We start from the raw sequence: 25,013 nt of genomic DNA on the forward strand, positions 1-25,013 counted from the left end.
AGCTAAAATGCCCCTCCACCTCCTCCACCGGAACCTCCACCAATGTCACCAAAGCCGGAGCTGTCAGTATTTGCATTTGCTGTTTGTATTCCTGTATCTATTGCAGTATGCATCATGTAATATCCTGTTCCATAATAATAGTATGAATCAAGATAATCGTCATCAATGTTTCCTTCACCAACATGGAGTTTCATGGATTCGTAAACCTTATCAGCTACTCCAAGAGCTGTTGCATATACAAGGTATTGATTCCATATAACTATTGATTCCGGAGGGTGTTCTTTCATTAAACTATTGTCGCTTAAAAACTTCTTAAAGTTTTTCCACTTTAGCATATATACTCTGCCTTCTTTTGTCCATTGCCCAAAGATATCTTCAGGCAATATGTAAATCACAAATCCAGAAATGAATAAAAATACTGATCCTATAAGTCCGATTATTCCTCCTGTTGTATTTAAACCAGTTACCATATAGAATAATGCAGCAAACAGAACTCCAATAATTATGCAGGCTATTGAATAGTAAAGAGCTATTTTATTTCCTTTATTATTAAAGAATTGCTTTAATCTGGATTTTGATAAATGTTCGTAGACAACATCATTTTTCCAGGATTTGATTCTGTTATTGAACCATTCTGCATTATGTTCATCAGATAAGTAATCTTTGACATTACTTAAATCCAAGAGATTATCTTTAGCTATTGTTTTGAAGATATCGAAAACATCTTTTTCATCTAATGTTAAGCTGCTGTAGTTTGTTTCATCTAATTCTATGATTAGATGTTTTTCTTCATTTGATTTAATTTTAAATATTTTACGATTGATTAAATCCATTATTGTAGCTTCAAATCCTTTTAAATCTGGAGTTCCAATATTGTCTCTTTTTTGGATTAATGCATTAACTACAGCTGGAGGGTCGTTACTTGGAAGATCCCTTTCATAAATTCCTTCATAATTCACTTTAGGTTCCACGCCATATTTGCGGTAAATAAAAAATGGAATTACTGGACTTATAATAAACAGTATTCCGATAAGTGATCCGATATTATCCCACATCTTTTCATTTGCCTGATAATCATTGTAGCGTTGTTCTATTTCTTTTTTAGCCGTTTTATCAATATGGATTGCATTTGGTGAGTTTTCAAAGTCGTTTTCAGGCATTAAAACTTCAATTTCGTAAAAGTTTCCGGAATCTATGTAATTGCTGGTTGAAGTTATTGTATTTCCATCTAATGAGCTGGTTTTGGTATATTTTGTAGGATTTAACCAGTACTCATTACCGTTATCATTAGGTAAATGTATAGTTGTTATTAATTCATCAACTCCAACTGCCCATTGGTCTCCCCAAAGCTGATATTGCAGGGATGCAGTATCCTGATAAACAGTCACTACATTTTTCATATCATAGCTGATATGGACTTTAACATTTGTATCACTTATTGGCTGGGTTTTGGCAGCATCTGAATATAAATAAATTTTTATATGCTGAGTTCCATCTTCCTGATGTTGCTCTACTTTTGTATAGGCACCTTCTGCTGATACATGAATATTTGAAATACTTTCTCCATCTTTTAGGGGAATATCTCTATAAACTCCATTAAATGTTCCGTCAAAGGAATAGTCAAAGGTTTCATTTATATGAAGCATTCCATTTGTATCAACTACAATGTCTACAAGTGCCTGTGTAATGGAATAGCTTCTGTCATCGTCATCTGCATAAACGCAGGAGACTGTTGATGTTATTAAAAAAAGTAGAAGGAAGATGGTTATTATCTTTTTATTAACCATGTATTTAATCTCCCTTAAAATTGCACTTTAGGTGCTTCTCTCTCACCACTGGCTATTTCAAAAAAGTCAGCTTCTTTAAAATTAAACATTCCTGCAATAATATTGCTTGGAAACTGTTCGCATTTGTTATTGTACATTAAAACAGCATCATTATAGAATTGTCTTGAGTAAGAGATTTTATCTTCAGTTTCTGTTATCTCTGATTGTAATTCTTTGAAATTCTGATCAGCTTTTAATTCAGGATAATTTTCAGCAATAGCGAATAATGATGTTAATGCACCTGTTAAAGCATTGTTAGCTTCACTAACTTCTTTAACGCTGCTGGCATTCATCAAACCGCTTCTTGCTTTGGTTACATTTTCAAATACTCCTTTTTCATGACTTGCATAACCTTTAACAGTTTCAACAAGATTTGGTATTAAGTCATTTCTCCTTTTGAGCTGAACATCAATTTGAGAATAACTGTTTTTAACTCTGTTTCTTGCATTAACAAGGCCATTATATCCACTAATAAGATATAACACAATAGCAAGTATGATTATTATAATTACTACTAAAATAATCATGGTTGTATCCATATTTTTTGCTCCTTTTTTATTAATTTATATATTGATTTAAGTTTTATTAATATGTTGTTAATGGATTGTATTATTTGTTAGACTCTGTTGAAATCCTATTTTTCTATTTTGATTGATTGAAGAATATTGTAAATTGTTGTTTTGAGTCTTGTTTCTTTGTTTTGTAGTCTTGTACTTTTACTTTTGTTGTTTCCGTTTAATTTTCTTTTTATAACACTAAATACGCTTTCTACATTGTTTCTTAGTGAGTATATTTCTTTGTTGAATGTTTTTTGGCTTAATCGTCTGTACCAACCGTGTCTGAAGTTGGATTTGAGTGGTATTTGGTCGGATGCTTTTATTTCTTTGTTTATGCATTCCCTTATTTTTTCTGTGTCATATGCTTTGTCTGCTATTACATATTCCGGTTTATGTTTTTTTAAACTTCTAATGGATGCTATTGCAAAGGTTGTATCGTGTTTAGGTCCTCTTGCTGCTTGTGAATACAATATTAATCTTGAATCAACATCGATTGCAATGTGTGATTTGGTGTAAGTGTTTTCGTTCGTTATTGCGTATTTTTGCGTAATAATTTGTCTGCATTGTCGCTAGTGAATCCAGTACCATCAAGAGCCACATATTTAACTTTAATTTCCAAATTATTAAGTATTAATGTTGTTATTTTTTCAAACATGTTTGTAGGCATTCTTTTAAAGAATTTCTGCAATGTTGATGGATCCAGAGCATTTTTAATACTTAAATAACTCCTTAATCTATCTGAAAACTCCAAATATTCACTTATTTGACGATAAGTTAATTTTAAATAAATTTTTAACACCAAAATAGTCAAAAGTGCAGGTTGAGAATATAATTGCTTCGAATAACGACTGGAATACTTATTTAAAGATAATTTAGCATAAACTATAGGTGTATTCAATTAATTTAATCAATTCATTGGTCTTATAACAGTTTTTACTCTTATTTTTAATTTTTTTGAAAAATTTTCGTGTACTGCTTTTTGAACCCAAAATCCAAAAGAGTTTCATACTTTAAACGACTAATTAATGATTGGAGAATGTTTATTTTCGTTGTTCATATATATAAATATTCTCCATTATACTATATAAAACTTATTAGAAACTATTTTTAAATATCGCTGATTAATTTAAAATTATACTAAATTTAACAAATAAATAACAAGATATAATTAAAATAACTAAAAATTCTTCAAAAAATCATAGTCGATGTGCAACTTCAATTGTAAAAAATTATAGGATTTCAACAGAGTCGAAAAATCAAAAAATCAAACCAAAAATAATATAACAAGCTTATTAGATAAAAAAATAATTAAAAAATTTCATCAAAAAAATCTTAAGTTTCTAGGAATGTCGTATTATGAAAAATTTTATATACTATTTTGTTGTTATATAAATATTAATAAATAGTTTGATGGTTATTTTTATGAATAAATTTAAAATAGGTATTATTAGTTTATTTTTCTTATTAATAAGTATGAGTTTTGTTAATGCAGAACATTCTAATATGGCTAATGGTACTGTTATTGTAGATGATAACAATTTTGATTCTTATTTTGATAATGATGGTTGTTTAATTAATAATTCAATAGATACGATTTATTTTGGAGATATGTCTAATAAAAGTATTGTTATTGATAAATCTTTGAGTATTTATTCTTTAAATTCTTCAACAACAATTTTAAATTCATGTTTTAAAATTACTGAAGATGGTTCTAATTCTATTTTAAAAAATTTAAATTTTGTTGTTAATTATTCTAAAGGTGATTTTTTACCTCCAATTTACATAGATCAATCATCAAATAATGTAATTGCTGAAAATAATATTAATATTAATTTTAATAATGCTAGTTATACAAATGTAGTTGGAATTTATAATTTTGGTGAATGTATAAATAATATTATTTCTTATAATAAAATTGCTATAACTTATTCTAGTCCTGGTAATCATTATGTTTATGGTATAGAATTTACAGGGTCTTCCATGGGGGGGGGCAAAAAGTTATGGTAATTCTAAATTTAATAAAATCTGTGGAAATACAATAAAAATTAATTCTTACAATTATGTATCTGGAATTTATATTTCTTGTGGTTCTGATGCTATTGTAAGTAATAATGATATTAATTTATTTTCAAAAAATTTTGCATATGGTATTGTTGCAGAGTATTCTGAATTACTTGGTTCAATAAATAATTGTAGCAATATAACTATTAGTGCCAATACTATTGATGCTACTTCGAGTATGGTTTATGGTATTGAATTATTTAATATTTTTAATGTTAATATTGCAAGTAATATTATAACTACTTTATCTAATGCTAGTTATGGTATTGTAGGATATGGTTGTTATAATCATAATGTCATATGGAATGATATTTCAATTAATGGTAGTGATATTTCAATTATCACTAATAATTTTGATGTTATAGGTACTGGACATGCAGGTATTTGTTATATAAAAAATTCCAATAATTTAACTATTTCTAATAATAATATTTTATCTTATTATGTTCTTGGTGGAGATTATGCTATTCGTTTTGATGATAGTAGTTTAACAAGGATATATGTAACATATAATAATTTAACTTCTAATAAATTTACATATATTGGTGATAATGCTGTTAATGGTAAAGTTAGATTAGTTAATAATAAAGCATATGTTGTAGATAATATTACTTTTAATGCTATTAATTATACTAGTGTTAATATTTATGTTAATTTAAATGGTAGTGATAGTAATGGTAATGGTTCTTTTAAGAAACCATTTTTAACTATTAATAAAGCATTAATGTATTTAAAAAATTTAAAAATTTCTAATAAAACTGCAAATATTAAAGGCATTATATATATTGGTGAAGGTACTTTTGATGGATTTAAATTAAATCTTAGGGATTTTGTAGTTGATTTTATAGGTTATAATACTATTATTGATGGAAAATCTAATTGGTTTTTACAAACATCATCAAAGTCAATAATCAATATTAAAAATGTAACTTTTATTAATGGTGTTTTTAATCAAGACGATGCCGGTTTATTTAATAATAAAGGGATATTGAATTTTTATGATTGTAAGTTTTATAATTCAAATTTGTTTGCTAAATCAGGAATTATTTATAATAATGGTGTGATGGAAGTAAATAATTGTATATTTGATAAATTAATTATATCAAATAAATCATCTATTATTTGTAATGTTGGTATCTTAAAACTTAAAAATAATTCTATGAGTTTCCATGGTGGAGGTTATTCTATTTACAATAGTGGTAAAATAGATAATGTTGTATTAAATATATTTAAAGATAGTTCAATTGATGATGATAGAATTATTAAATTAAATTCTCCATATATTGAACTAGTTGCTTATCTTCATGATGATAATGGTAATTGTATATCTGGAGGTATTGTTAAATTTTTCATAGAATCTAAAGAAATTTCATTAAACACAACTTTTAATCATGGAAAAGCATCTATATCTACTTTTGTTTCATCAATTAATGATTTTAGAGTTTCAGCATCTTATTTAAATGCATATGCAAATATTGTTATTAATTACGGATATGTTGTCAGTAATTTATCTTCTAATGATGTTAAAATTTATGTTAATGAAAGTGCATTAATTGATGGTGATGGATCTATAAATAATCCTTATAATTCTATTAATAAACCACTATCTTTAATTAATTCTTCTATTGGGCATTGGAGTATTATTTTATTAGATGGTTATTATCAAAATTCTTTGAATAGTTTTGATGCTAAGTATGGTGTAACTTTTGAAGGAATAGGGAATGTTTATATCTTGAATGATTGGGTGTTTAATACAACTTCAAATATTGAACTTAATAACTTGATATTTTATAAATCTTCTATTGTTAATTTTTATTCAAATATCACAATTAAAAAATGTTTGTTTACAAATTCATCTAAAACAGCTTTATATTCAAGCCAAGGGAATGTAAAAATTTCAGATTCTAATTTTACATTTAATAATATTCATGATTATCATTATGTTTTTAAAACAGGACATGTTGTTGTAGATAAAGGAGGAGCGATATTCAATACAGGTGGATTTTTAATGATTTTTGATTCAATGTTTATGGGCAACGAAGCATGTCATGGTGGTGCCATTTTTAACACATATGCTGATTTGCATATTTCTAGTTGTAAATTTATAGATAATCTTGCTTTTGGTGGATTTAATGATGATAGACTTTCTTATTCTGTAGGTGGTGCAATTTGCCAATTATTGGGTAATGAAATTATAGTTTCAGATACTATATTTTTTAATAATACTGCTAATGGTCAAGGTGGTGCATTTTATTATACTGGTAGCAATCTTCAATATATTTGGGGTGTTTTTAGTAATACTGGATTAGCTGATGATGGTGTTTTGAATGAGAATCTTCAAGATCTTTATTTCATTAACTGTAATTTTACAAATAATTTAGCTCCATTATCTGGAGGTGCTGTTTATATATTTTACAATTCTTTAACTAATTATATTAATTGTATTTTTTCACAGAACCTTGTTTATACTTATGATATTATTCAATTATTGGCGCAGGGGTCTATGGGTCGTAATTGGTTTTATCCCAATGAAGTAAGTTCACTTAGTTCAATCTCATTACTGCCTATTAATAATGGTGGAGCTATTTATGATGATAATGTGATTATAATTGGCAGTACTTTTGAAGGTAATACTGCAGAATCTGGAGGATTACTTGTTGTTCCATCATTGCTATCTTCAGCAAAGGAGTTGAAATTATTAAATAAACATTATGTGGGAATTACTTTTCTTACATATCATAATAATAATGAAAGAATATATGTTGAAGATTCTTCATTATTGACAAGTAGGGATTCTAAATTTATTGGAATTGGTAAATGGGTGGGAAAATATGATGGTCCATCTATTAGTAAGTATATTAAGGAGTATTATGATGCTCAAGGTTCTTATCCATCTTCTCCACCGGGGAACGGTAATGGTGGTTTTGGAACTGGTGGGAGTAGTGGTTATGCAAATGGTTCAAAACCTGGTACGGGAAGTGGTGGTCAATCTAATTTAAATATATTTGGATCTTTAACTTGGGGTCAAATTCTTAATTATTTGAACTCACAGGGGAGTAATATTGCTATAAATAATGGGAATCATATTACTATTGAAGATATTATTAGTAAACTAAATCAAAATTCTAACAATCAAAATAATAACTCTCAAAGTAGTGATTCAAGCGATTCTCATGATACAATTAAAATAAATGGGACTACTAATAAGGATTCTGATAATTCGGGAGGACATATAGTTAATGATGGTGTTGCCGTATCTGTAGGTGTTAGCTCTAATAGTTTAAATGGTGTTGTAAATGATGGGGATGAATTTTCTTCAAAAGATTCTTCAAGAGATAAAAGTTACTCATCATCTTCAGATTCATCATCTGGGAGTCCATACAATTCTTATGAAATTTTAAAAGATGTGAATAAAGAAGTTATTCATCAGAATAATGAATATTTTATTCTCATTTTAATTATTTTATTTATATTATTGATAATTGGATTTTATAAAAATAATAAAAGGTAGGGGGTTTTTTAATTGAAAAAATATTTAAAGTTATTTATATTAATAATATTGTTTGTTTTATCAATTGGTTGTGTAAATGCATCAGATAACTTACTAAATGATATAAATGACACAATTTATGTTAGTGGGGATGGAAATGATTTAAATAATGGTTTGACTCAGAATAGTTCTTTTAAAACAATAGATAAAGCATTAAATGTAGGGAATTCTGATAAAGTTATTTATATTGGTGAAGGGAATTACTCTGGGAAATTAAATACTAATTTATCCATTAATTCAAGTAATATTTATTTGATTGGTGAAAAAGTTAATAAAACCATTATTGATGGGGATAATTTAAATAGACTTTTGGTAATTTCTTCTAACTCTAATGTTGTTTTAATTAATTTGACTTTTATTAATGGTCATGATTTATATAAAGGTGGAGCTATATTTAATTCAGGAAATTTGACATTAATTAATTGTACTTTTTTAAGTAATACAGTTTCTAATTCCTTTGTTTTTAAGAATTATGATATTGGTAATGAATGGGATTATGTTTATGGTGCTGCAATTTATAATGAAGGTTATTTAAATATTAAAAACTCCTATTTTGTTAATAATATATTAGGTAGTGCAAATCAGAAATTTGCTTTTGGAGGAGCTGTTGCGAGTTATGGTAAAATAATTATTGATAATTCTTTATTTGATAATAATGTTATTATCACTTATAAAAATTGGAATTATTCTAATCAGCATAGTTCTAAAAATTATGTTAGTGATATTCAAGCATTTCAAAAAGGAGGGGCAATATTTTGTATAGCTAATTCTTCAATAATCAGTAATTCTGTTTTTAATTATAATAAATTAATATTTTTTGAAAATTGTCCATCAAATCATACGATGTTTTTTGTATATTCTGAAGGAGGAGCAATTTATTTCAAAGGTAATAATTGGAGTTTTACCAATTGTTCTTTTTTAAATAATGCTGCGGATGTTGGAGGAGCAATTTATTTTGAAGGTAATAATACATTATTTGATTCATGTAATTTTGAGTTTAATTCTGCTTATTTAGGATGTGCAATTCTTTCATGGGATTTTAATCATAATAAAATGTCATCTAAAGTTCATTATATTGATGGGTTAAATAAATATTATAATGTATTTATTTTAAATTCTAGTTTTAGAAATAATTATTTCACATGCAGTAAAAATGATAATATTGATGAAATTTTTTTCCGTATGGGTTATGGTGCAGGAGCATGTTATTTAAAGTTAAATAATATTATGATTAATAATTCAATTTTTGAGAGTAATGGGATGATTTATAGTAAACAATTTGCACATCTATATCAAGAGTGTAATGGGGGAGCTTTATATCTTTTTGGAAATAATTCTAAAATATCTAATTCTTTATTTAAAGATAATTATGCAGAAATGGGTGGGGCTATATCAAGTTCAGGTTTTAACAATTGCATAAGTAATTCTTCATTTTTAAATAATTTTGCTCTTTCAAAAGATGGAGGTGCTATTTGTAATTCTCTTGGAAATATTCATATTAATAATTCTAATTTTACCTCTAACTTTGCTTTAAAAAGGGGAGGTGGAGTTTATTCAGCTTCATTTTGGAATAATGGTGATGGAAATCAGGTTTATTCAACATATGAAAATTCTAAATTTATAAATAATGTTGTTAATGGTTATGGGGGCGCTATTGATGATAGTAGTAGCCATATTAATTATAAAAATTTAGAATTTGTAGGAAATGTTGCCTATTGGGGTGGTGCTGTTTATTCATCGGGTAATGGTAATATTTTCAATGAATCTAAGTTTATAAATAATATAGCTAAAAATGATGATTATTCTAATGGTGGTGCAATATTTAGCCAAGGTTCCGATTGTGAGTATCTTTCTTGCGTATTTTTGAATAATTCTGCAAATTTAAATGGTGGAGCAATTTATAGTGCTGGAAACAATATTTATTGTGTTAATTCATTTTTTAATAATAATCATGCATTTAAAGGAGGAGCAATTTGGTTATCTGGAAGTGGAGGCAAAATTCAAAATAATACATTTAATTCAAATGGTGCGATATATGGGGGAGCAATTTATACTATCACTAATGAGTTGATTGTTGATTATAATCTATTTAAACAAGACAATGCTAATATTTCTGGAGGAGCTATTTATAATGGGGGTATTAATTTAACATTATATTCAAATAGTATGCTTGATTGTGTTGCTAGATTAAATGGTTATGGTTATGGCCATTATATATTCACAACATCTACTATTTCCTATTTGGTTGTTTCATTTTTAAATGATACTTTTGTTTCTTCAGATAGTAATAAATTCTATGTTAATGTAACAGACAATTTTGGAAACCCTATTACTGGCGGAAATGTCACTTTTGTTTTATATAATGAGTTATCTGGTGAAACAATTGATTTAGGAATTGGTGAAGTTATTGAGGGTTTTGCTTCAGTTGATTATTCTAAAAAATTAGATTATGGGGAATATTATTTAATGGGTAGTTATTCTTATGCAGCAAATCCTATTCTATTAAATAAAGGAAATTTATTATCTGTAAAATTATCTAAATTAAATATTTATTATTATAATAATCCAAATAATTTTAGTTTAGGCAATAATTTTACATTTTATTTAACTTTGGTGGATTTAAATGGTGATTTTATTCCAAATGCAGAAATTAAGGTTTATGAAAATGGAGTTTATTCTCATTCTTTAATCACGGATAATTCTGGTTTTGTTAATTCATCATTTGATAATTTAAACACTTTAGGCACTCATTATTTTAATTTTGTTTATAATGGTGATTTAATTCATTCCCGTACATTTAATAATTTAAGTATTACAATTTATCCGGATGATAATGACAAATTTAAAGATGTTATTTTCTTTTCTTATTATCCTATTGTTATTGCATCTGTTGGTGATCAGATTCCGTTTGAGTTTTTCATAGGGGTTGATGGAAATAAACCATTATTTAATATATCTACTTTAAGATACTTTTCAGTATATAAAAACGGTGAATTAATAAAATGTGAAAATTATAGGGATTATTTGGGAAAATGTGTTAGTTCTGGTAAATTGTATAATTATAAATCAGTTAATAATTTAACATTTATTGATTTTTTAGTTTCTGATTACGGTGAATTTTGTATGCCGATTATTGAAAATGAATCTGGTGTTTTTGTTTATACTATTTTATTCAATGGGGGATTAATAAAACAATATAATGCTTCTAAAGAATATTTGCCTCTTGTTAATGATGAAGATTATTATTATAATTCTGCTAATGTTTCTGTGATTGTTATTATAAATCAAAAAGGAGTTAATTTAAATACTAAAATCACTACTGGAAGTTCAATTACTATTAATGAAGTTCAGAACCTTAATTTTACATCTAATTTATCTTATCTTAATGGGACTGGTTTGGATAATAAAAAAATTTTAGTTTATAATAATGGAAATTTTGTAGGTTCATTTGTAACTGATAATTTGGGTGTTGGATCATTTAAGCTTGATGATACATTGAATAAAGGAGAACATATATTTGAATTAGTTTTTGCAGGCGATAGCGAGAATTCTAGTTGTTATACTTTTTTGACAGTGAATGTTGTTGATAATCCTGATAAAATCGATACTTTTATATATTCTAATGAATCCGTGAATAATACGGGTAGATTTATTAATATTTCTGGTAGTTTGGCTGATAAAAATGGTAATGGGTTAGTTAATGAGTCTTTAATTATTAATATTTATTCAGATAATATTCTAATTAAAAATTTCACAATTAAAACTAATAATAATGGTTTGTTTTCTTTTAATTGGAATTTTGGGGCGGGAAATTTTATTATAAATTATTTATATAATGGTAATAAACTTTTCAGTGCTTCAAAATTTAGTTCTAATATTATTATAAATAAAATAGAAACTCTTTTAATTGGTGTTTCTTCATTGGATGTTGTAGGTAATGAAAGTTATTTAACTTGGGTTTTAGTTGATAATAATTATAATATTTTAACTAATTCTAAAATTAACATTAATTTTTATTCTAAAGATTATAATGTTTCATATGTTATTTTTACAAATGAAAGTGGTGTAGCATCTTTGAAATTAGATTTGCCGGTGGGTTATTATCAAGTTTTATCTAAATTTGAAGGCGATAAATGGTATGGTGGTGGTGCTGTTTTGACAGAAGTATCAATTCATGGTGATAAATCCGTATTAAAAACTAATCCTAATCTTATTTTAAAAGAAAAAGGTAATTTTTATGTTGTTCACTTAACTGATTCTGTAGGGAATCCTTTAGTTGGTGAAACAGTTATAATATCTATTAATGGTGTAAACTATACTAAAATAACTGATAATATGGGGAGGGCCTTTTTAAAAATTAGTTTAAATTATGGAAAATATATGGTTTATTCTTATTTTAAAGGAAATCTTAAATATTCTAGCAGTTTTATTTCATCTAATTTGTTAGTTGTAAATAAAGATTATAAAATTCCTTCAGTTTTAATTACTAATAATTCATTTACATTTAAAGGACATGGTATGTATAATGTTGTTTTAAGAGATATGCTAAATAATCCGTTATCTAATGAAAATATTATTATAACTGTTAATGGTAAAGTTTATAATAAAGTTACTAATGATGAGGGTTGTGTAAGTTTAGATATTGGATTAGCTACTGGACATTATATTATTAAATCTATTTTTAATGGAAATAATGAGTATCATGGAACTGAATGTGTTTCAGATTTGGTCATTGTTGATAAAAATGCTATCAATACTATTTTAAATTCCTCTGATTATCTTGTTTTTAGAGGTAAAGGCAATTTATTTAATGTAACGTTACTTGATGAAAATAACAATCCATTAATTAATCAAAAGATTAGTTTCACTGTTAATGGAGTTACATATAACAGAATAACTAATAATCAAGGTGTTGCTAGTTTAACCATCAATTTAAATTCAGGATCTTATGATGTGTATTGTAAATATTTAGGTTCTGAAGGTTATTTTACAAGCGAATTTAAATCAAAATTAGTTGTTATTAATTATATGGGAATTACTACATTATTAAAATATTCTAATTCTTCATTTATTGGAAAAGGACAATATAAAGTTTGTTTACTTGATGAAAATAATAATCCTTTAATGTCTAAAAATATTTTGTTCACGATTAATGGTGTTGTTTATACTAGAAGTACTGATGAAAATGGTGTTGCTACTATCAATATCAATTTACGGGAAGGTATTTATTCTATTTATTGTGTTTTTTCATCTGATGGAGCATATAAAAGATCAAATTCCTTAATAGATAATATAACAGTTTATTCAACAATACTTGCAAATAATTTAATTAAGTATTATTGTAATGATAGTCAATTTTATGCACATTTAGTTGATGTGGGAGGTAATCCATTAAAAGGTGTTAATGTATCTATGAATATTAATGGTGTATTTTATGTTCGTTGCACTGATGAAAATGGTGTAGTTAAACTTAATATTAATCTTAATCCGGGATTTTATATTTTGACAGTTTATGACCCTTATTTAAAACAAATGGCAAGTTCATATAATATAACAGTTTTATCTACATTGTTATTATTTAATACAACAATGATGGAAGGGGAAAATACTGGTTACGATATTTATTTGTTTAATGGTAAAGGTGAGGCAATGTCTAATTCCAGTGTTATTATTAATATTAATGGTGTTTTTTATACTAAAACAACTGATAATCAAGGATTTGTACGGTTAAATATTAATTTAAATGCGGGTAATTATATTGCAACTGTTGTTGATACAGTTACAAAACTTGAAATGTCTACTTATATTAATATTTTAAAGTCTCAGCCAGTATTATCTGTTCCTTCAAAAATTTTGTTTGAGGGTAAAGGAAATTATTTCAAAGCAAAATTAACAGATTATGATGGAGTTAAATTAATTGGTGAAATAATAACAATATCTGTTAACAATGTTTCATATGTTCGTATGGTTGATAGTGAAGGGTTTGCTAGCTTAAAAATTTGTTTAATGTCTGGGGAGTATATTGTTACATGTAATGCTTTAAATGGTCTAAAAAGTGAAACAATTCTTGAAGTTAAATGATTTATTTTTTGCTAATGATAAAAAAATATTTTTTTTTGAAGCTTGGATTTTTAAATTAAATTTGATAGTAATTCAATTTATTTGGGGTGAAAATATTTTTAAAAAGAAATGTGTGGCAGTATTATCATTATTAATTGTATTTTTTATTTGTTTAAGTTCTGTTAATGCAATGGATTTAAATGATACTTTTGCTAATTGTAATAATGCCAATTTTAATCATGAAAAGAGTATGTTATCTGATGTTTCAGATGATGTTCTTTTAGATGATTCTACAAATGATGTTGAAATTTATGTTAATAATAGTGTGGATATTTCGGGAGATGGTTCTAAAAATAATCCATATAAAACTATTAATGAAGCGGTAAATGTAGTTACTGAAAATCATACAACAGTTATTCATATAGCTTCTGGAATGTATAATATTACAGATAATGGTAATATGACTATTAATTTTAATCATAAGAATAATAATAGTTTATCATTCAGTGGTTATGGTGATACTCAGCCTATTATAAATGGTTATGGGATGAGTAGTATTTTTTTAAATGTAAATAAAGAAGCTAATATTTTTCTAAAAAATTTAGTTTTTATGAATCTTTATGGCGCGGATAATTTGATTGTTAATAATGGAAATATGTTTATTATTAATTGTGATTTTAAAAATAATAAATTTACAAATTTTGGAAGTTTAATTAAAAATTATAATAATCTTGAAATTTTAAATTCAAATATTGTGAATAATATTGTGAATAATACTGGGAATAGTTTAATTGTGTCACATTCAATTAGCAATAATGGAAAAGTTTATTTAGATATAATTAATTCTACATTTAAATCAAACAATGGAAATTCCATTAGGTTAAGTAATTATTATAATTCTATATTAAATGTTAATGACACATTATTTGAATATAATAATGGTAAGTGTATTGATACACAGAGGGGTAAATCTTTTATTTATAATTCCAGATTTGTCAATAATGTTGGAAATAGGGGTGTTGCATTGATGTTAGATAATGAACATTGTACAGATATTAGAAATTGTTTATTTGAGAATAATACTGCTAATGATAAAGGAACAATATATGTATATACTAGGTGCAGTCTTTATTTGATGAATAATACAATAAAAAATTGTTCTTCCCCGAAAGATAATGGGATATATTTTGTAGCAGGTAACAGTATGAGTGATTGTTTACTAAGCCCTCATTACCTTACAATTTTAGATAATTCTTCAGTAAGAATTAATTCATCCAATATTTATTTAAAAGCTACTTTAACTGATGATAATGGTAATGGAATAACTGTAGGTAGAGACTGGGGAGATATGCCTATTAGATTTTATATTGATGGTATATATGTTGGTTCTTCTGATGTTATTAATGGAACTTTAAATTTAAATACTAAAGTTATATTGGATGGTGCCTGCACAGTTTCAGCTACATTTACTAAGTACACTTTAGTTAAAAATGCAACTCTTTTAGTTTCACTAAAGAAAAATGAGAAAATTTACATAGCTGAAGATGGGGATGATGTTTTAGGCGATGGTTCAGAAGATAATCCTTATAAAACAATTGAAAAAGGTTTTGAAGTTGCATCTTCTACATATGATAGTACAATTTATATAAAATGTGGGGATTATCTTATGTCAAATCCTATTGATTGTACTATTTCCGGTCTTTCTTTGACTATTATTGGTTATGATGGGCAAGTTACTATAAATATGGATAATAAAAATATTTTCACAAATATTGGGGCTAATTGTAATCTAAAATTGTATAATTTATCTTTTGTAAATGGTAAAGGTAAATATGGATCTTCTAGTGTAATTAATGTTCTTAAGGATGGTTCTTTAATTGTAGATAATTGTACTTTTAAAGATAATCAAGGATATTATGCGGGAGCAATACACAGTGTTTACAAGAATATTCAGATTAATAATTCCATATTTATTAATAATGGTGGAAATTCTGCTAATTCAATTTATGCTTCTGGTTTTTCTGTTATTTCAAATTCTATATTTTATGGTGTAGAAAATGGAAAGCCTTCAGTTTATAGTATGGGTAATATAAGTAACTGTACATTCATTAAAGGCTGTGCAATTAAAGGTTCTGGTTTTTCTGTGGATAACTCTACATTTATTAATTGTTCATCAGATTTAGGTGGAAGTATTCATATTGATAATAATGTTGTTAATTTAAATAATAATCGTTTTATTAATAGTTCTGCAACTAGTAAGGGCGCAGCAATTTATATGAATTCTGGTGAGTTATATTTAACTAATAATACAGTAATTAATTGTGTTTCTCCTAAAGATAATTATGTCTATGTTAATGGTGGAGTAGTTAATAATGCTATTGTTAGTGTTTTAGATAATAAAACTGTTGATATTGAAAGTTTTGGTGTTACTTTAAAAGCTAAAATACTTGATGATAATGGAAATGTAATAACTGTAGATTATTTATCTTTTTATTTAAATGATGAATTAATCGAAGAAGATTATAATTTAGCAAATGGTGAATATGTATTAAATTATAAAAAATTATTAAATGGCACATATTTAGTTTCTGCAGGTTCAGATAATCTTAAAAATTACACAGTTAAAACTGCTACTTTGAAAATCACTCCTTTAATGAATCGTGAAATTTATGTAGCTATTGATGGTAATGATGAGATGGGGGATGGTTCTAAAGATAAACCTTATAAAACTATTGAAAAAGGCATAAGTGAAGCCAATGCTTATAATAATATTATTTATATTGGTGAAGGAATGTTTAATTTATCTACTGCTTTAGAAATAAATGCAGGTGAAGGTAATTTTACTATGGCTGGTTGTGGTGATAAAACTATAATTAATTTAAATAAAAATGGAAGATTTATTGATGATATATTCGAAGAATCACATGTTAATTTAATGGATTTATGTATTATTAATACTTATAAGAGCAATTCTGCAGGTGGTGCAATTGTCAATAATGGTAATTTAATTATTGATAATGTTTCTTTTATTAATGCTACTGCTGCTGGAACTAGGGCTACTGTTCGTGGAGGAGCTATTTATAATACTGGATATTTATATATTATAAATTCTAAATTTGTGAACACTACTGCCAAACAGGGTGGTGTTATTTATAATACTAATTATTTATATTTAAAAAATAATACTATGATTAATCCTACTGCATCTGTTGGTAAGTATGTATTAACTACAGGTGTTGTTGATAATGTGATTTTAAACATTAATAATAATTGCACTTCTAATATTTCAGAAAATTCATTTACTGTTAATGCTACTGTAACTGATGATATGAATCATCCAATTACTGCAACTGCACAAAATAATAATGTAATGGTTAAATTTTTATTAAATGGAAATTCCATAAGCACTGCTTATTTAAAAGATGGGATAGTTACTTCAACAATCAATATGAAATTAAATGGTAATTTTATTCTTAATGGTACTTTTGGAACATCTAATAATGTTATTGTTAAAACTGCTGTTTTAAACTTTAATAATTCTCAAGTTTTAAATGATGTGTGGGTATCTGTTAATGGGGATGATATTAATGGTAATGGTTCTAAAGATAATCCTGTTGCAACATTAAGTAAAGCATTAACATTATCTTCTTTTGTTGGTGCAACTATTCATATTGTAGATGGTGTTTATAATACAAGTTTTATTAACATTAACCATTATGGATTATCAATCATTGGTGAAGGAAACAATGTTCAATTTAATTCTCCATCTTCATTTTTCAGATTTTATCATGATGCCCATATTATTAATTTAAATTTTATTAATTTGGACATGTCCAAAAATTTTATTTTCGATGCATATGGAGATACTTTAACTATTGATAATTGTAAATTTATTAATATTACCTGTGGATATGATTATGGAATAATTAAATCAGAGGCTGCTTTTGCAGGTATTAATATTTTAAATTGTACTTTTGAAAACATTAGTGGAACTTATAAAATTGGACAAAAAGGATTTTTAATTTATTCAGATGGGGGAGATTTAAACATTGTTGATTCTAAATTTAATAATATTACTTACAATTTATTAGATAGCAATATGCCTATTTGTAGTTTAATTTCTATATCTAATGAGGTTAGATGGATTCCTCCAACTTATTATCAAGCTATTACTACAGCATGTGGAAAATTTATTAATTGTGAATTTAGCAACATTTATGGAATAGATATTTTAAGTATTAATTCTGCCAATGCAGATATTGATAATTGTAATTTTGTGAATATTTCTGGAAATAAGGTAATTTCATTAAGTTTCTCTGTACTTGATAAATATGATGATTATAATGTAACTATTGCAAATTCTGTTTTTGAATTAATTAATTCTACAGATAGTTGTGTTTATAAAGGAATTAGATCATTAGGAGGTCAAACTGGATCTATGTCTGTTATGATGATAAATAATACCTTTAAAAATAATTTTGCATCAAAGTATATTGTTTCTGTTAGGGGATATGAAGGTGCAGCTGAAATATATCTTGGTAAATTTTTAATTAATGATTCTATTTTCATAAATAATGTTGTTAATTCAAGTGAAGGTGCACTTATTAGTGTAAACTCAAATTGTGTTGTGGATGTTTATAATTCAGTAGTTATTAATAATTTAAATTTATTTACAAATAATCAGTCATTTGTTTATCTTCATGGTTCTGGTAAAATTATAGTGGATAATAATTGGTGGGGTAATAATACAAGTTTTGAAGAAATTATTTCACAAATAAATGGTTCTGGATATGTATTAACCAATTGGGTTGTAGCTGAATTATTTGCTAATGTTAGTGACATTCATGTTGGTGATGTTGTTGAATTAACAATTACTTTTAAATCGAGTAATGGTTCTACATTAGCTAATTTTGTTCCTACAAGATTGGCTGAGTTTTTAGGAAATGTTACTTTTAATGGTTTGAATAATATTACTGTGAAGTTTGTTAATAATTTTGCTCATGTTGTGGGTATTGCTGCTACTGAAGGTAAAGTAACTGCAATTGTTGATAAACAGGTTTTATCTTTAAATATTACTAAATCTAATACTTCTTTAGTAGCTAATAACTTAACTGTTGGTTATGGAAATATGATTTTATATAATGTTTCTATCAGTGATGTTAATCAAAATCCTATTAAAGGAGCCACTATTACTATTGATATTGATGGTCAAAAATATAGTGCCATATCTAATGATGAAGGGGTAGCTATATTTAATTTAGGTAAACTAAATGTTGGTAAGTATAATATTAAAATTAGTTTCAGTGAAAATAATCAATACTTTGGATCAAGTAGTTCTAATGTTGTTATTGTAAATCAAACTAAAACTATAATTATTGTCCGTGGGGAAGATATTAATGTTGGTGAAAATGCACTTATTAGTGCAGTTATAACTGATGGTGTTACTGGAGACATTGTCTTTAAGTTAGGTAATATTACTAAAACAGCCACTATTATGGATGGTAACGCTAATGTAACATTTGATAATTTAGATTATGGTGATTATACAGTATCTGCAAAATATGGTGGAAATGCTAATTATTTGCCATGTGTAAACTCAACTATATTTAGTGTATCAAAAATGGATTCATCAATTAAATTAGATAATATTAAAGATATATTGGTTGGTGAAACTGTTGTTATTCGTGCTGTTGTGACCTCTGGTGTAACTGGTAATGTTACTTTTGTTGTGGGTAATAAGCAATATATTGAAAATATCACTGATGGGGGGGTTACTTTAACTATAAATGATTTATTAAGTGGAAATTACTCTGTAAAAGTATCATATAATGGAGATAATAAATATTTATCAAGTGAAGACACAACTGAGTTTATAGTTTCTAAAGTATCAGATTATAAAATTAATGTTAATGTCTCTACATTAATTGCTGGTGAAAGTGCTACACTTGAAGTATTTTTACCAAATGATGCACATGATAATGTAACTATTGTAATTAATAATAAACATTACACAGCTACAGTATTAAATGGTAGTGCAAAAGTTGTCATTGCACCATTGAATGCAGGTAAATACAATGTAACTGTAATTTACAGTGGGGATGAAAAATATGTTCAATCATCTATCAAATTTAATGTAACTGTGAATATTAACAAGAAAGTTAATTTAAACATTTCTGATATTGTGATGATTTATAAGGATGGTACTAGGATGGTTGCTGTTTTAACTGATTATAAAGGTAATCCTATTGTTAATGCTACTGTTTACTTTAGTATTAATGGTGTAACTTATGTTAGATTTACTGATGCTAATGGTTCTGCTTCTATAGGGTTAAACTTAGGTTCTGGTGTATATGGTGCTTCTGTTTATTATAATGGTTCTGATATGTATGATAAAGTAAGTAAAAATATTACCGTTACTATTAATCCTACTATTGTAGCTGATGATTTAGTTAAAATGTATCAAAATGATACCAGATTCTATGCTAAGTTTACTGACAGCACTGGAAAAGCACTGGCCAACACAGAAATCAAATTTAACATCCATGGGGTTTTCTATACTAAAAAGACAGATAAAGATGGTGTAGCTGACATGAGTATCATGTTAAGACCTGGATCTTACATTTTAACTGCTTACAACCCTGTAACTGGTGAAGAAAAAGGATTTAACATAACCGTAAAATCATTAATCATGCAAAACGATTTAACCAAATATTACTTAAATTCTTCTAAGTTCCAAGCAACTATCTACAACAAAGACGGATCTTTAGCAGTAAACAAAGAAGTAACATTTAACATCAACGGTGTGTTCTATCACAAAAAAACAGATGAAAATGGTGTTGCAAGCTTAGGAATAGCTTTAAGACCAGGAAACTATACCATTACAACAATGTATGACGGTTTGGATATTGGAAACAAAGTCAGCGTCATACCAACATTAGTAACTAAAGATTTAAATATGAAATACTTAGACGGCAGTAATTTTACTGCTTTAACTTTAGATGGTCAAGGTAAGCCATTAGCTAATCAAAATGTATCATTTAACGTAAATGGTGTATTCTATCACAAAGTTACTAATAAAGATGGTATTGCAAGCTTAGGAATCAGATTAATGGCTGGTGAATACATTATAACTTCCTATTGGAATGACTTCCAAACAGGAAACACAATAAAAATCAATCCTTAAAGAGAATTTTAAATAATTCTCTTACTTTCTTTTTTTATATATTGGGTGTCCGCCAAAATTGATTTTTTGAGGATTTATTGATTTTTTTTAAAATATGAGTGTTGGCAGAAATTATTAGCATTTGATTAATGTTTAATTTAATATTAATTTTTACCTTATTTTTTTTAAAAATGTTCAATTAATATATTGAACTATTTTTTTTATAGAATATACTTTATTTTTTACATTTGACTATGAAATTTTTATTGATTTTTGCTAAATCTAATGTATTTTTAGTAATAATTAATAATTAGATTATATGTAATGTTATTCTTAATAAAAGTAATTAAAATCTATTTATATTAGAAAATATAAATATATAATTAATTATAATTAATTTTATAATTATTTAATGGAGTATTTGGAGTTTTGATATATATGATTTTGAATAGATATATTTTGAATGATTTTAGTGGAGAAATTGAAAAAATGGAGGAAGAATTTCAACTCATGTATCTTGCTTCAGAAAATCATTGATGGTACTTTTAATTTCTTTAAAATTGAACGTGACACATCAGGTCCCGGAAAGCCACCTTTTAATCTGAAGGATATAATTAAACTTATTTTTTATGGGTATATTAATAAAATAACAAGTTCTATAGTGTTGGCTTATAATGCTAAGCATAATTATTTGTATAATATTATTTCACATGGTATAGAACCGAGTGATAGGACAATAAGAGATTATTGTGTTTATTTTCAACCGATCTATCGATTGGTAATGAGTTTTATATTAATTGTGGCAAATAGGATGGTTTTGACTGATTTTGAACATGTTTCAATTGATGGTACTATTAAAGAAGCTTATAACTCTCCTTTCAATATAATCAAAGAAAAAGACATTAGTTTGTTAATAAGGCATTATGTGATTCAAGAATTAACAAAGGATGAGATTAAAAAGCTTAGAAGGACTGCAAGGAAATTTTTAAATGACAAATCAAAATCTGATGAAGAAAAAGTTGATATTCTTTTTTATTGGTGGCATTTGCTCGATTATTCAGGTCAGGTGTCGCTTGCTTTGAATGATTATGATGCTAGATTAATGAAAACTAAAGATAAAGGACAGAAGTATCTTAAATATTTCATTTAACATTCAATTGGGAACTGATACAGAATCTAAGTTAATTTGTGGAGTTAATGCAGTTCAAAATCCCACGGATCATTATCAAATTCCTGCATTAATGAATCAAATCCTCGTTAATTTACAAATCAAACCCCAAAAAATTAGCGCAGATACAATTTATTCAACACTAGCGAATTTGCGATATTTAGATAACTTGGGTATAACTGCCTTAATTCCAACATTACAGCAAAATAGAGAGAATTCAGGTAAACAACCTGACAATCCATTTGCTATTGATTACTTTGTTTTTGATGAATATAAAAATGTTTTCATTTGTCCCAATAATAAAGAATTAACTCTTGATGGAGCATATCCGGCCCCACAAGAAAAAGAAAGGGGAAATAAAATCAAATTAGTCTATTCCAACTACTTTGCATGTAAAAACTGTGAATACAAAGGAATATGTTACAATAAGAACCATAGAACAATAACAAGATATGTACATGAAGTTTCATATAAAACTGAGAGATTAATGTCCACAGAAGAAGGAATAAAAGAATATAAAAAACATTCCAAGACTGTTGAAGCACACAATGGAACTTTCAAAAATGTTTATCACTATGACAAGCTCCCCATAACTGGATTAAAAAGAGTTCAAAACTTAATGTACACAATTGTGGCAGCCTATAATTTAATACGGTTATTCAACCTCATAAAAGAACATAATTTAGACTTACATTCAGTTATCAGTTCAATAAGATTCGTATCAACGAGTTAAAAAACATATTAAAATATCGAGGATGGTGAAATGAAAAAATGTTCAAATCTTAATAATTTCTGCCAACACTCATTTATATATTTGTCTTATTTATTTGTGTGTTTTTTAGATTTTTTTCTTATTAAATTGGGTGTTTTTTTGTTTAAATGGTGGTTGTTTCTTTTTTTCTTATTGGGGTGTCCGCCAAAATTGAATTTTGGCTGACTTGTTGATTTTTTTTAAAATATTGTTACATCAAGTTTTAATTGGTTTTTAATGGATGTGCTTTCGCAGAAATCTTCTAAATCTTCTGTTGTGTTTTTTATTTCTTGTTTTATGTTGTGTAGTCGTATTAAATTATATGCTAATGCATCTAAGTTTATTCTTTCTTCTGTTTTTACCATTCCGATGACTACTTCTTTTTCTATTTGGAATTGTTCTTTGAATATTCCAAATGGTCCTTCAACGCTTGATCTTTTGCTATATTCGTCTTTATATTCCTGTTTTTCCATTTTTTCGTTCATTGCTTTTTGCATTTCTGATCCGTATTCTGTGATGGTTTTGTGTGTTTGTTTGCCTGTTAAGCATTTGTTTCGTGCTTTGCAGTTTTTACAGGCTTCATAATTGTTGTAGAGTCTTTTTATTTTGTCTGGTTTTTCTGGATCTTTGTGTGGTTCGATGTATTTTGCGAAAAAGTGCATATATTGATTTTTTGGGCATTTGAATGCATCTAATTCATAATCATATTCAAAATGGTCTTTATGGTATGGATTTGGATTTAATTTTCCTATTTTTTCTTTACTTTGCTTTCTATTTGGTATTAAACCATCTATTTTTTTATCTGCTAAGTATGATAGTGATATTTGGTTTAAGTATATTGTATCGGCACTTATATACTTTGGTGTGGTGTTAATGTTTCTTATTGCTCTTTCTGCGATTATTGGTAGTTCGTAGTGGTCTGTCGGGTTTTGTGTGACGTTTATTGCACAGATTAATTTGGTATCATAATCGACTGCAGATTGGATATTATAAGCAACCATGAAGTTTCCTTTCTTTCCTTTCATAAATCTTGCTTCTATATCATTTACTGGAATTTTATCCTGTCCTGTGAATGTAAATTGTGTTTTTATTCCATATAATAGTTCTAATTTATCTTCATCATCTATGTCTTTCTTTTCCAATAATCTTTGAGCAGGTTTGTGAAGTTTTTCAAGACATTCAGGGTCAATAGGTCGTCCTTCGTAGTAATCGATCAATATTTGAGTTTCTTTTTTTGTAATGGTGTTGTTGTTGGAATTGTATGCTTTTTTGATGGTTCCATCAATGGCAACGTGATTAAATTCAGTGAATCCTTCATCAAAGGCCTTTTTTAATGTCATTTGCAGCAATACTTCAAAATAATGGCCATATTCTCTTCGATATCTTTGGATTGATCTTTCAGAAGGTCTAATATCATCGCACACGTATTTAAATATATCATGGTATCGCGCCATATCTGCAATTATTGATGTTCTATCAATATGTTGGATTTTGGCATAAATAAGCAATTTTAACATGGAATCCACTGGAAGGGAGTCTCTTCCTTTCTTTTTCTTGGGTTCTTTGATATTTAAAAGTGGAAAAACTTCTTCAACAAATTCAACAACAAAACGAGAAATATGATTCTCCGGAACATTCCAATCAAGAGTATTAATGCCCAATTTTGCCTGATTCCTATCAAACTTTCTTTTAACCATAAATAACAACACCAAAACAACTTATATCTAATATAAAATATGTACAACAAAGTATATAAACTTAACTGTCTTAAAACCATTAAAAATCAAAAATAAGAATAAAATAAAACTAAACAATAATTTAAAAAATAATTAAACCAAATAAAATAAAATAAACAAAAATTAATTGAAATATATTAAA

11 protein-coding genes are annotated in these 25,013 nt (G+C 26.6%); 6 read left to right on the forward strand and 5 right to left on the reverse strand.

Annotated elements, in window-relative coordinates:
• Positions 1–2 precede the first annotated feature (2 nt).
• The 4 genes from K4897_RS07860 to K4897_RS07875 form a co-directional block, all read right to left on the reverse strand.
• The gene (locus K4897_RS07860) at positions 3–1,787 is read right to left on the reverse strand and encodes a DUF2207 domain-containing protein (RefSeq protein WP_250415935.1); all 1,785 of its coding nucleotides are present in this window, start codon (positions 1,785–1,787) and stop codon (positions 3–5) included.
• Positions 1,788–1,801: 14 nt separating this feature from the next.
• Positions 1,802–2,365, reverse strand: a complete 564-nt coding sequence (locus K4897_RS07865; RefSeq protein ID WP_019265276.1) for a LemA family protein — start codon at positions 2,363–2,365, stop codon at positions 1,802–1,804.
• Between the two features lie 95 nt (positions 2,366–2,460).
• Entirely contained in the window at positions 2,461–2,853 is a 393-nt protein-coding gene (locus K4897_RS07870) for a transposase (RefSeq protein ID WP_371921664.1), read from the reverse strand.
• 59 nt (positions 2,854–2,912) lie between these two features.
• Positions 2,913–3,281 carry a transposase gene (locus K4897_RS07875; protein WP_250415936.1) on the reverse strand — a complete coding sequence of 123 codons (369 nt, stop codon included), beginning with the start codon at positions 3,279–3,281 and terminating at the stop codon, positions 2,913–2,915.
• Between the two features lie 524 nt (positions 3,282–3,805).
• On the opposite strand from K4897_RS07875, the gene K4897_RS07880 reads away from it, so the two are divergent.
• From K4897_RS07880 to K4897_RS07905, 6 genes are all read left to right on the forward strand, one after another.
• On the forward strand, positions 3,806–4,390 hold the full coding sequence (locus K4897_RS07880) for a hypothetical protein (RefSeq protein WP_250415938.1): 585 nt from the start codon (positions 3,806–3,808) through the stop codon (positions 4,388–4,390).
• Between the two features lie 232 nt (positions 4,391–4,622).
• Positions 4,623–7,955 carry a hypothetical protein gene (locus K4897_RS07885; RefSeq protein ID WP_250415940.1) on the forward strand — a complete coding sequence of 1,111 codons (3,333 nt, stop codon included), beginning with the start codon at positions 4,623–4,625 and terminating at the stop codon, positions 7,953–7,955.
• A gap of 12 nt (positions 7,956–7,967) precedes the next feature.
• Positions 7,968–14,075 carry a hypothetical protein gene (locus K4897_RS07890; RefSeq protein WP_250415941.1) on the forward strand — a complete coding sequence of 2,036 codons (6,108 nt, stop codon included), beginning with the start codon at positions 7,968–7,970 and terminating at the stop codon, positions 14,073–14,075.
• Between the two features lie 112 nt (positions 14,076–14,187).
• A complete protein-coding gene (locus K4897_RS07895) occupies positions 14,188–21,237 on the forward strand; it encodes an Ig-like domain repeat protein (RefSeq protein WP_250415943.1) in 7,050 nt (2,349 codons plus the stop codon).
• A 760-nt stretch (positions 21,238–21,997) separates the two neighbouring features.
• Positions 21,998–22,366: a hypothetical protein gene (locus K4897_RS07900; RefSeq protein WP_250415945.1), complete on the forward strand. Its 369-nt coding sequence runs from the start codon at positions 21,998–22,000 to the stop codon at positions 22,364–22,366.
• Between the two features lie 7 nt (positions 22,367–22,373).
• Positions 22,374–23,117: a transposase gene (locus K4897_RS07905; RefSeq protein ID WP_250415947.1), complete on the forward strand. Its 744-nt coding sequence runs from the start codon at positions 22,374–22,376 to the stop codon at positions 23,115–23,117.
• A 218-nt stretch (positions 23,118–23,335) separates the two neighbouring features.
• On the opposite strand, the gene K4897_RS07910 is transcribed toward K4897_RS07905, so the two are convergent.
• Positions 23,336–24,832, reverse strand: coding sequence for a transposase (locus tag K4897_RS07910; protein ID WP_250415666.1), 1,497 nt, complete (start codon positions 24,830–24,832; stop codon positions 23,336–23,338).
• Positions 24,833–25,013 lie beyond the last annotated feature (181 nt).

It is taken from the genome of Methanobrevibacter sp. TLL-48-HuF1, assembly GCF_023617305.1.
Lineage (GTDB): Archaea > Methanobacteriota > Methanobacteria > Methanobacteriales > Methanobacteriaceae > Methanocatella > Methanocatella intestini.